Consider the following 9,850-nt stretch of genomic DNA (forward strand, 5'->3'; position numbering starts at 1 on the left):
GGCGACGAGCGCGGCGGAGCGCGCATGCATCCGCTCGCGATCGGTTCCGGCGTGGCGCGCCGCGGCCTCGGCCGCCTCGCGCGCGGTCGCGAGCGCCGGCGCCTCGGTGCCGAGCAGGTGCAGCCAGGCCCGCAGCGTGTGTGCGATCGACATGCCCGGCGCCTCGGCGAGCGCACGGTCGATCGTCGCGAGCGGGTCGCCGATCAGGCAGCGCAGCTCGTGCGCGGCCTGATCGTAGTGGTCCATCGCGGCGGCGGTGGCACCGCTCACCGGATGTCCCAGGGGGTCGATCAGAACGGTCATCGTCGGGTCCTCCGAGCTCAGGCGATCGCCGCGCCGACGGCGACCGAGGTGACAAAGCGGCTCAGGTCGAGGGCGAAGCGTTGCGGCTCTTCCCAGTGCATCGCATGCCCGGCGTCGGCGTATTCGACGAGCCGGGCGGTCCGGATCAGGCCCAGCATCGCCTCCTGGTCGGTGGCCGAGCAGAACGCATCGTGCCGGCCCCAGACGATCAGCGTGGGCACCTCGATCTCGCGCAGGCGCGGCGAGAAGTCGTCGCCGATGAAGCCGGCGAAGGCGGCGCGCCAGACACGCGCTGGGACTTTCAGGCTCTCGGCGACGAAGCGGTCGAGCATCGCAACGGCGATCGGCCGGGCCAGCGTGCTCTGCTGGAAATCACGGGCGAAGGCGTCGGGCACCGGGTCGGCGAGCGGCACGATCTGCTCGCGGTGGTACGCCATCAGCTCGGGCGGCCGGCCGAACCACGGCATCGTGCCGGCCAGCAGCAGGCCGGCGACCCGGGACGGGTGGTCGATCGCGAAGCGCATCGCGTTGACGCTTCCCATCGAGTGGCCGACGAGCACCGCGCGCTCGATCTCCATCACGTCCATGAAGGCCGCCACGTCGGCGGCGAAGTCGGCGGGCCGGTATCCGCCGGCCGGCTTGTCGCTGTCGCCATGGCCGCGTTGGCTGAGCGCCATCACGCGCAGTTCGGATGGCAGGTGGGACAGCACCGGCTCGAAGGAGCGCCACGAGTCGGTGACGCCGTGCAGCGCGATGACCGGCGTGCCGGAGCGGCCGCCCTGTTCTGCGAAGTCGAGCCGCACGCGTCCAGGGAGTTGGATCTGGCGAATGGTGAGTTTCATCGAGGGTTCCTCAGGAGCGGGTGGAGACGGACCGAGACACGTCGCGGGCGAGCAGCATGTCGAGCGCGCGGGCCGCGGCGCCGTCCCAGAAGCCGGTGGCATGCTCGAAGCGGATCAAAGTCACGGCGATGCAGGCGTGCCCTGCGGCGGCGTTGAGATTCATGGCAGTCTCCATCTCGATAGAGTTGGGTCACCACTGCGGCGACATTCGTACTCCTCGACCACGTGGATTCGATGCTCCAGATCGGCGAGTCCACCGCTTCGCTCAGATAACGTTCGACGCGTGTTGGGCGGCGCTGGCGCTGGCGCTGGGTCGGTCGGACGACCGCAGCGGTGAAACGGCTCCATAACAGGCCAAAGTGGCGCTGCACGATGAGCGTGCTCATGTCGGCTCCTCTTGCAGCGGGGGTGAGTCCAGAACTGCCAGCGTGGCTGCGGCACTGTCAGTTGCGAGCGAGGTTCCGGCGGTGGCGATCAGGGAGCCAGCAGGCCCGCGAGAAGCCACGGGGCAGCGCCGACATGGAACAACGGCAAATTCATGATGACGCCCGGCAGGAGAAATCCATGCCGAAAGTCTCGTCCGCGGGCGTATTGCGTATGTTTCGGGACGGCCGGACTTTGTTCTCCGTTTGTAATCCGCGTGTAGGCGGCGCAACCACCAGGCACATCCCCCTGGCGCTCGTTTTGAGCTTGCCGGAACGAACATATGGCCGGCGGTGCGGATGGCGAGCGGATGGTCCGGGTCGATCTCGGTCTTGCGCCGCATGCGATCGATTATCCCGAGCGTCCGGAGATGACCGGCTACGGCTGTCCGCCGCCCCAGGCGATGTTGTGTTCAAAACCGAGGGCTACCCCCAGCAGCCGTTCAGTTGCCTCCTTGGCGACCATGAAGAATGCAGCATTACGAAGAGTCTTGTCCATCATCACGAAAACCGTAGAGCTCGACCTCGCACGCCCGCRCCGACGCGAAGCTCTGCGATCGCAGCGTCGTCAATACACCGTTCTGCGCCGCAGCATCCGAAGGCTTGATGGAAGCTGACAGGGCGGCGCTCATGTTTCTTCCGCCGAGCTGGCGGCGCCATTCGTGAGAAACGATGCGCTCCTTTTTCACGCTCGACCAGGGGGCTGTTCCACCTTTTCGGCGAGCCATTCACTTACGACGAGGGGAGTTTTCATGGCGGAGGCGTGGATTGCATTACTCAGCGGGTGCGGCCGCGGGGGGCCGCTTTTGGCCGCATCCTGCCACAGCAGCTACCGTGACTACATACGTCCGGCCGGGCCGCACATTGCCGCTGCTGAAACCTCATCAAAACTGTGGAGACGGCCGAAGTTTGGCTGCAGTGCTCTACTTCGACACCTGGCCGCATACTGCCTTTTGCGCTTGGCAATGGTCTCGGCAATCGCTACGCGAACAACTACTTGCTGAGAGCCGCCGCAGGAATCCTGAGGTCCGTGAGCTTCCAGTCGACGAATCCGCTACGCTCAAAGACCAGGCCGAGCCTCTCCGAGTTCGGCACATCGGGTCTCTCGGGGTCGACAGCGTAGGCCGTCATCTTGTTCGCGCCTCTGCGGTCGATGACCCAGCGGGCTTTTTCGCCAGGCCCTGCGCTGCTGGATGAAGGAGTGGTGCTGCTCGGCATGGGAGCCGGCCCGCCGGTCTGTGCAACTGCCGCGGGCCTTCTCAGTTGTCCGTTCTTCATGGCGACATGACCATCTCAGGGCGAACCAAAGCGTCGACCATCTGATTGACTAAACCCAGCCCGATAAGGCTGCTCAACGCCGCAAAGGGATTGCTCGCGTCTTGAGGTGCCCCCATCTTCTCTGCGACGAGGGCGGAAAACTGCCCTTTCAGGCTTTCCCGCAGCTTCGAGTAGTCCACATGGTCATTGAAAGTCTCCGCGTCCCCATTCTGGGCAGCGGTCTGCAGTTGGCGTACAGCCAAAAAAGGCGACCAGTACCAATACGCCGAAATGGCCAAGAGGAGGACCACGGCGGCCGCAAAATAGGTTTTGTTCTTCATCCAGTGATTCTGCCTATCCGCACCGCGGAAAAAATATGAGAGAGACCTCGAGAAGCATCATTTCGAGGCACACCCGATGGACTTCAGTCCTTCGTTGCAGCCTTTGAATCCACGGGATGCACCCACGGCGGCGTTTGCTGGCGTTTGTCCTCAACCTACGCCTTGTGCCGAGGGTCTGGTACTGGCTGGTCGTAGACGTAGCTCACGTTGGCGACGCACCATTTGCTTCGCTTGCCAACATGATGGTCGCCCGCAGCCGGCCCGTGGAGAGATGCGCTGTCGAGCCGGGAGCGAATCAGGTCCTGCACGGCCTCGGAACGATTCACGTACCCCTTCGCGGCAATCAGTTCGTCGAACTGTTGGGCCAGTTCGTCGTCGAGGGATATGGTGAAGCGTTGCATGGGTGGCGCACTCCCTGTGGCTTTCGGCCCAGAAATCTTAGAGCTCGGCGCTGGTCGAGCACTATGCAAAGTCGAACGGCCCCTGGAAGCTGCCAATGTAGCTGGTGTGGCTGACCATCCCTTGGGTGCCATCCCAGAGGTGGAGCATGCAGGCCGGCGGACCCATGAAGGATTCGGGGCTCGCGTCCGGGGACAAGCSGAGCGCAATTTCTGTGGTGGTGCTGGGACAAGCGCAGACGACGGTTCCCGCCCAGCGATGCAGCATCTGGCGGTGCACGTGTCCGCACAGCACGAGGTGAATGTTGTCAAAATCACTGAGGACTTTGGCGAGAGGCTCGGGCTCGAGGTACCTGTACGCGTCCATGTACGGAATGCCGCAGGCGAACGGAGGGTGATGAAGCATCACGACCGTCGGCTTGACCTGGTTTGACRTGAGCGTCGTGCGCAGCCAGTCCAGTCCGGCCTGCTCAATATGGCCGTGGTGCAACCCGGGAACAGTCGAATCGAGCGCCACGATTCGGACTGGGTAGTCGTCGACGCAGTAGTGCATCGGGCCGGACTCGGGCAGGTATSCGTGGTCTGCGAAGGCGGCTCGGAAAGGCTCGCGCCTGTCGTRGTTGCCTGGGATGACCAAATACGGAATCGTCAGTTCGGCGAGCAACTCTCGGGTGGCAGCGTACTCATCAGGGTGCCCCTCGTCGACAACATCGCCCGTGAGCAGCACCAGGTCAGGCCGCCGGTCAAGGCAGTGTAGGTGTCGGATTGCCTCGGTGAGCATGCGATTGGAATCTGCGACGCCGTGATAGAGCTGGCCCTTCGGCCTAATGTGCATATCCGAGAGCTGAGCGATGAGCAAGGCGACCTCCTGACCGAGGCGAYKCGACAAGCATSTTTCATTCCATGAGGCCTTCCTCGGAGGGCCTGCCCTGCGCCCGCCTGCCGGCCGGCGCACGGGTGGAATGTTGGCTTTTGGGGCGACTCTGGCCAGAGAGCGAAGCGCTTRAAGGAAAACTGGAGGGAAGTGACGAACTTCCGCTGTTGGCCGCATTCTGACTGACGGTCCATTCAACTGCGTGGAGCTCCTACGATTTGCAGTCTGCATCCAGAAACCACACGCGCACGGGAACCCCGCGCCACGGCTAACCGCGCTGGGGATTGCCCAAGGGCGTGGCGAAGCTCAGTTCGTGGCCATCCGGATCGGTAATGTGAAAGTAGCGCTCGCCCCAGGTGGCGTCGCGCGGCTCCGCCTCCGGCGCCAGGCCCTGGCCGACGGCGCGCCGGTGAAAGGCATCGACGTCGGAAACGTGGAAGATCACGCGGCCCCACCAGGACCATGCCCGCTCGCTGCCCTCGGTGGTCAGGTTCAAGCGGGCGTTGCCGGCGTCAAGGCTGCTGAACCCTGCGGCGTCGCCGCCATAGTGCAGGGCGAAGCCCAAGGCGCGGTAGAAACGCAGCGCACGCGCCATGTCGTGCGTGGCCAGCGTCACCGCGCTGATGCGATCGATGGTGATCGGATGCTGCCCGGTGCGGTTGTCGAAGGGCGGGTCGCTCATGGTCGGCCAATCATGACAGGCCAAGCCAACAGATCAACCCACTGCTTACAGCCCGCCCGGCAGCAATGCGGCAAGTGCTTCGCGCATCCAGCGCGCGATCAACTGCTGGCGCTCGCGCGGCATGCGGTCCAGGGTCGACGCCACGCTGATCGCGGCCACGGGCTCGCCCTCGGTGCTGTGCACCGCCATGCCCACGGCCAGCACCCCATCGGTGGCATGTCGCCGATGACCGACCAGCCCCGCTCGCGCGTCGCGCGCACCAGCAGCGCCATGCGCTCGGGCGTCATGCCGCCGTAGCGCCCCAGGACGAGGGCATTGGCGGCCATGGCGGCATTCACCTCGTCGTCCGGCAACGCCGACAACAGCGCCAGGCCCGCCGCGCCCTCGCCCAGCGGCTGGCGCGTGCCCACCTGGATCACCAGGATCTGTACCGGATGCGCGCCTACATGGCGCGCGATGCAGTGCGATGCGGGGCCTTCGCGCACGATAGCGAAAGTCGCATCGTCGCAGGTTGCGCTCACGCGTTCCAGCACCGGACGCAGGCGCATCGCCACGTTGGGCATGCCGGCGGGTTGCGCCATGGCCGCCAGCCGCGGCCCCGCCACATAGCGAAAGCGCCCGCGCTGCGCGGCATAGCCGCTCTCCACCAGCGTGGCCAGCAGGCGGTGGACCGTGGCGCGCTCCAGCCCCGCCGCGCGGCACAGATCCACCACGCGCAAGCCTTCGCGGCCACTGCCCAGCACGGCGTCCAGCAACAGCAGGTCGCGTCCGCAGCGTGCGGCTGCCGGGGTCGTCGCCCGGCTCGGCGCCGGGTGCGCGCGCGGCCGCGGCACGGGCTGAAAACGCTGATGGCGCTTTACCTGCTGCAGCACCGCGCGCAGGTACGTCTCGAAACACATACGCGAACGGGTTTCGGTTAGAGCATCGGTCCGATCGGCTCGAAAGTCCGCAATTGTTAAGGGTTGTGAGATACCTGCCCGGATGGCGCAGGGCGATGCACGACGACGACCGGAGGGCAGGTGTCGCACAACCCTTAACAGCGGCCCTATCGCTGACCCAGAACCAGCCAACCTCACTTTGTCTGCTGCCCGCCACCGGCAATCGACGACCGGTCATAGCGCGCCGGGGCTGAGCTACAGCGATCCCCTCCCGAGGCATATGGGCAGCGATTAGCTCGGAAATTTTTAGTCGAAAATATCCACAACCGAATTTTTTAGCAAATCCGACCCCCTTCCCTCGGGAGAAAAATCCACAACCTTGGCAAACTCAGGGACGTACATTTTTTGCGGCCTTTTAGGGAAAGTAGCAAAAGACGTGCGAGATTGCGCTGGCCCCGGCAGGCATCGCGCCTGACGCCCCGGTCAAAAGCCTCACTCGCCAGACGGCGCCCATGTCCGTTGCAAAGCGGGCCATGCCGCCGTCACTGGTGGAATCGACCTTCGGAATCAGCTGGATGATTGGCGACGCAGTCGGGTTGCCTGGATTGGCGCAGGTCGGCTTGGACACGTTCTGCATGTCGACAACTTCCTCGGATCGAACGAACACCAGGTTCGTGGTGATGTCCTCCATACGCTTCCACACCGGGCCGCCGCCCTGTGGATTCGCGCGGCACAACATCGCCTTCTTCGCGCCCGCAATCGCAGCCGAATAGCCCACCTGGCCCGGGGTCGTACATGCTGTGTTGTCAAACGCCGGCGCGAGGAACTGCTTCATCGACGTCCAACGCCCACCAGTGCAGTAGAGGGTGAGGCCATCGGGATCGGACGCGCCCTCCCCTTCCAACGTGCATGCGCCGCCATCGACCGCCGATGTGGTGAGCGGCGTCCAGCGCCCCGACGAGCAAACGACGAGCGAGCCGGATGCCTCGGTCGCCGATAGGCCGAGGGCGCCGGCTTCGACGCACGCGGTTCCCTTCGTGAAGCTGCCAGTGGGGATCAGCCGCTGGCCGGCCATGCGCCCTGAGGTCACGACGGCAGCCTCGCCCCCGCTGTTGGTGGTCATCGCGACGAAGTTGCCGTTGTTGCCGGCAAAACCGGCTCCCTGGTCCGTGGCCACGATGTTGCCCGCCGCGAAGATGTCCTGCGAATTGACGCCCTTCATGCCTGCCGGAACGGCCGTTGGGTTGGCGCCGCCGAAGCCGCCGCTGCCCGTCACGCTGACATTGCCCGCCGCGGCGACGTTGCCTGTCAGCGTCGAGGTTCCGGTGATCGCCAGGTTGCCCACCGCACTAAGGTCGCCCTGCAGGTCGGGATTTCGGGGATCCCGTACGCGCACGAACTGCTGAAACATGGCCGTGTTGAGGGTCGCGCTGGAACACACGGTGCCAGGCACCGCTCCATTGGGGTTCGCGATGTAGAGCGAAGGACCTTTGACCAAGGCAGGTGTGGTGTACGACGACTGCCCGCCTGTGCCATCCTGCTGATCGACCATCACCTGCGCGAGGTCGTAGCGGACGTTGGTCCCGCCCAGCGTCACGCCGCTCGTCGTGCACACGTTGGTGACGATGGTGCAGCCGAGCCCGGGGCAGTTCGTCTTCACGACATCAATGCGCAGACTCTGGCGCGTGGGCATGGCCCCGGCGGCCGAAGGGAACCCGCGCGGCAGCTTGTTGTCGGTCACGAGCTCCGCAATGGTGGGCGCGATGTCGTTCGCCACGCCAGGGATATCGACACCGTTGCCCAGGTCGTCGAAATGGCTGAGCGCGTACTGCTCGGCGGCGCCGGCGAYCTGCTTAAGATAGCTGCCAGCCGACACCCCGATCTGCTCTTCGGAAAGCTTTGCGAGCTGCGCTTGGGCGTAGATCGACAAGATCGCGGCGATGCTGATCGCGACGATCAGCTCGACGAGGGTGAAGCCCTGCTGCGCGCGGCGCATACGCCCGATTGAAAAGCGATGGGACATGTTTCGAGAGAGATTTGGGTGGGGTGCGGTCGGCAGCCGGAGCGGCGCCAGGCTCCGAGGAGCCCGGCCCAAGTGAATCAGCGGAACGTGAAGACGAAGGTGTTCGTGTCGCCTTCGGTGCAGGCGTTCTGCGCGATACCACCGTTGTAGGTGCCGCCGACAGCCTTGGCGGCCGCACCATTGATCGTGATCACTTCAGCAACGCGCGACAGCTGCGCGGCCAGGCTCGGGCAGGCGGCGTTGTTCACGGTCGGCAGGGTCACCGTGAACGAATCGCCTGGAGTCGTGATCGTGGCGGCAGCGACGGTGATCTGCGAGCCGGTCTCGCCCAGGTCGTGCTGCACGGTGGCGGCTGCGCCGTTGCCGCTGACGGTGAGCGAGGACGACAGGCCGCGGGCCGTGTTCGCGAAGATAGCGGTGGCAGCGGCGCCGACGCCCAGGTTGTTGTACGGGGTCACGCCCTGGCCGGCGAAGTTGCCGCGGATCGAGGTCACGGTCTTGTTGATGTCGTTCGCGGTCGGTTCGACCTTGCCGTTGATGATCACGCCGCGGGCATAGGGCACTGCGAACAGCGCCAGCAGAGCACCGATCGCGATCACGACGATCAGCTCCACCAGGGTGAAGCCCTTGGCCTTCTTCAGGGAAGCGGTACGGGTGTTGCGAATGCTCATTCTGGTGCGGTCCTTCAGGTTGATTTCGGGTTGAGAAAGGATTGGTTGGAACTCGTCACATGGTGCTGTAGTAGGCGGACATGACGCCCTTCATTTCGTAGATGACGCCGAACTGGGTCGCCATGACGCCGATCACGCAGCAGACCGCCGAGATCAGCATCACCCAGCGGTAGATCGCCATGCGCTTCAGGATCTTCTGCAGCATCGTTTTCTCGACGTAGCGGCCCGTCTCTTCGAAGCCTTCAGAGAAACCTCGCGCCTCCTGCATGTCCTGGAGGAAGTAGTACATCTCCATCGAGAGCAGGTTCGTCCGGAACGCCTCGGTACCGACGGCACCGGTGGCGTCCACGCCCTCCGCGATCTGCTCGACGCGCCAGCGCAGCCAGGGAGAACGGACGGAGCGCGCGAAGGTACTGAGCGACTCGCTCAGCGTGAACATCGTGTTGCCGCGCTTACGGGTGAGCGTGGCCATCGTGGCCAGGAAGAGCGCCCCCTTCACGTCGCGCACCACGCGGTACAGGGCCACGTGCTCGTCGAGCCAGTCGCGGAGGGCGCCGGTCAGGTTGTTCACCGTCCAGTGGATCGTCACGATGGCGACGACCATCAACAGGACCAGATACAGCCCATAGGCCTGCACGTTTGCGCCCCACTTGTTGAAGAACGTGCCTTTCGGGCCCCACTGGTCCAGCGGGATGAACGAATAGATCTCCTGCAGCTTGTGCGAAGAGAACCACGGGAAGATCGTCAGCATCACGATCGCGATCGTCAGGCCCACGGCGGCGGCGGCCAGCGTGCCCACGGTCTCATTGCGCACCTGGTCGGACAGGCGTGCGATACGCGACACATCGCGCAGTGCTGCCAATAGAGCCCCGGCGCCGGCGTCCTGGGCCACGTCGATGATCGCCACCTCGTCGTCCGGGAGCGTGCCGCGCCATGCGGCCGACAGGTTCGCTCCGTTGGTCGAGTACTCCTCCGCCCAATAGGCCGAACTTTGGTAATCGCCGAGACGTAAGTGCGCGCCCTGCTTGAGCTTTTCGTTCGCAGGGAGAGCGGCTACTGGGTACAGGCGGGATTCAAGCCGAGCAGCGTGAAGGCTTTTGCCTGAAGCGGCGTGGGCCGCGTGGTGGTGACGATCTTGGCCTCGGGGTTGAGGTGGGTG

11 protein-coding genes and 2 pseudogenes are annotated in these 9,850 nt (G+C 64.8%); all 13 read right to left on the minus strand.

The features are described from left to right. A pseudogene (locus tag AC1DY5_RS28770) lies at positions 1 to 303 on the minus strand (tetratricopeptide repeat protein); the annotation flags it as partial. A gap of 17 nt (positions 304 to 320) precedes the next feature. Beyond that, positions 321 to 1,145, minus strand: coding sequence for an alpha/beta fold hydrolase (locus AC1DY5_RS28775; RefSeq protein WP_478116955.1), 825 nt, complete (start codon positions 1,143 to 1,145; stop codon positions 321 to 323). Positions 1,146 to 1,155: 10 nt separating this feature from the next. Then, complete coding sequence (locus AC1DY5_RS28780) at positions 1,156 to 1,308, minus strand: hypothetical protein (RefSeq protein ID WP_478116957.1); 153 nt, start codon at positions 1,306 to 1,308, stop codon at positions 1,156 to 1,158. 638 nt (positions 1,309 to 1,946) lie between these two features. Next, positions 1,947 to 2,069, minus strand: coding sequence for a hypothetical protein (locus AC1DY5_RS28785; protein WP_478116959.1), 123 nt, complete (start codon positions 2,067 to 2,069; stop codon positions 1,947 to 1,949). 491 nt (positions 2,070 to 2,560) lie between these two features. Continuing rightward, positions 2,561 to 2,845: a hypothetical protein gene (locus AC1DY5_RS28790; RefSeq protein ID WP_478116960.1), complete on the minus strand. Its 285-nt coding sequence runs from the start codon at positions 2,843 to 2,845 to the stop codon at positions 2,561 to 2,563. Next, the gene (locus tag AC1DY5_RS28795; RefSeq protein WP_478116962.1) at positions 2,842 to 3,165 is read right to left on the minus strand and encodes a DUF2939 domain-containing protein; all 324 of its coding nucleotides are present in this window, start codon (positions 3,163 to 3,165) and stop codon (positions 2,842 to 2,844) included. The genes AC1DY5_RS28790 and AC1DY5_RS28795 overlap by 4 nt, the downstream gene beginning before the upstream one ends. A 155-nt stretch (positions 3,166 to 3,320) precedes the next feature. Beyond that, entirely contained in the window at positions 3,321 to 3,566 is a 246-nt protein-coding gene (locus AC1DY5_RS28800; RefSeq protein ID WP_478116964.1) for a ribbon-helix-helix protein, CopG family, read from the minus strand. A gap of 61 nt (positions 3,567 to 3,627) precedes the next feature. Then, a complete protein-coding gene (locus tag AC1DY5_RS28805; protein WP_478116966.1) occupies positions 3,628 to 4,422 on the minus strand; it encodes a phosphodiesterase in 795 nt (264 codons plus the stop codon). 283 nt (positions 4,423 to 4,705) lie between these two features. Continuing rightward, the gene (locus AC1DY5_RS28810) at positions 4,706 to 5,119 is read right to left on the minus strand and encodes a VOC family protein (RefSeq protein WP_478116968.1); all 414 of its coding nucleotides are present in this window, start codon (positions 5,117 to 5,119) and stop codon (positions 4,706 to 4,708) included. Between the two features lie 45 nt (positions 5,120 to 5,164). Further along, positions 5,165 to 6,016: pseudogene (locus AC1DY5_RS28815) on the minus strand (IclR family transcriptional regulator). 396 nt (positions 6,017 to 6,412) lie between these two features. After that, positions 6,413 to 8,020 (minus strand): type II secretion system protein, encoded by a 1,608-nt coding sequence (locus AC1DY5_RS28820; RefSeq protein WP_478116970.1) that lies wholly within the window; start codon positions 8,018 to 8,020, stop codon positions 6,413 to 6,415. Positions 8,021 to 8,097: 77 nt separating this feature from the next. Then, entirely contained in the window at positions 8,098 to 8,691 is a 594-nt protein-coding gene (locus AC1DY5_RS28825; RefSeq protein WP_478116972.1) for a type 4 pilus major pilin, read from the minus strand. A 55-nt stretch (positions 8,692 to 8,746) separates the two neighbouring features. After that, positions 8,747 to 9,598 carry a hypothetical protein gene (locus AC1DY5_RS28830; RefSeq protein ID WP_478116974.1) on the minus strand — a complete coding sequence of 284 codons (852 nt, stop codon included), beginning with the start codon at positions 9,596 to 9,598 and terminating at the stop codon, positions 8,747 to 8,749. Positions 9,599 to 9,850 lie beyond the last annotated feature (252 nt).

The organism is Variovorax sp. P4_D9 (assembly GCF_056401695.1).

Coding starts and splice junctions, on each gene's coding strand:
- AC1DY5_RS28775 (WP_478116955.1), bottom strand. CDS start 1,145: ATGAAACTCACCATTCGCCAGATCCAACTCCCTGGACGCGTGCGGCTC.
- AC1DY5_RS28780 (WP_478116957.1), bottom strand. CDS start 1,308: ATGAATCTCAACGCCGCCGCAGGGCACGCCTGCATCGCCGTGACTTTG.
- AC1DY5_RS28785 (WP_478116959.1), bottom strand. CDS start 2,069: ATGATGGACAAGACTCTTCGTAATGCTGCATTCTTCATGGTCGCCAAG.
- AC1DY5_RS28790 (WP_478116960.1), bottom strand. CDS start 2,845: ATGAAGAACGGACAACTGAGAAGGCCCGCGGCAGTTGCACAGACCGGC.
- AC1DY5_RS28795 (WP_478116962.1), bottom strand. CDS start 3,165: ATGAAGAACAAAACCTATTTTGCGGCCGCCGTGGTCCTCCTCTTGGCC.
- AC1DY5_RS28800 (WP_478116964.1), bottom strand. CDS start 3,566: ATGCAACGCTTCACCATATCCCTCGACGACGAACTGGCCCAACAGTTC.
- AC1DY5_RS28810 (WP_478116968.1), bottom strand. CDS start 5,119: ATGAGCGACCCGCCCTTCGACAACCGCACCGGGCAGCATCCGATCACC.
- AC1DY5_RS28825 (WP_478116972.1), bottom strand. CDS start 8,691: ATGAGCATTCGCAACACCCGTACCGCTTCCCTGAAGAAGGCCAAGGGC.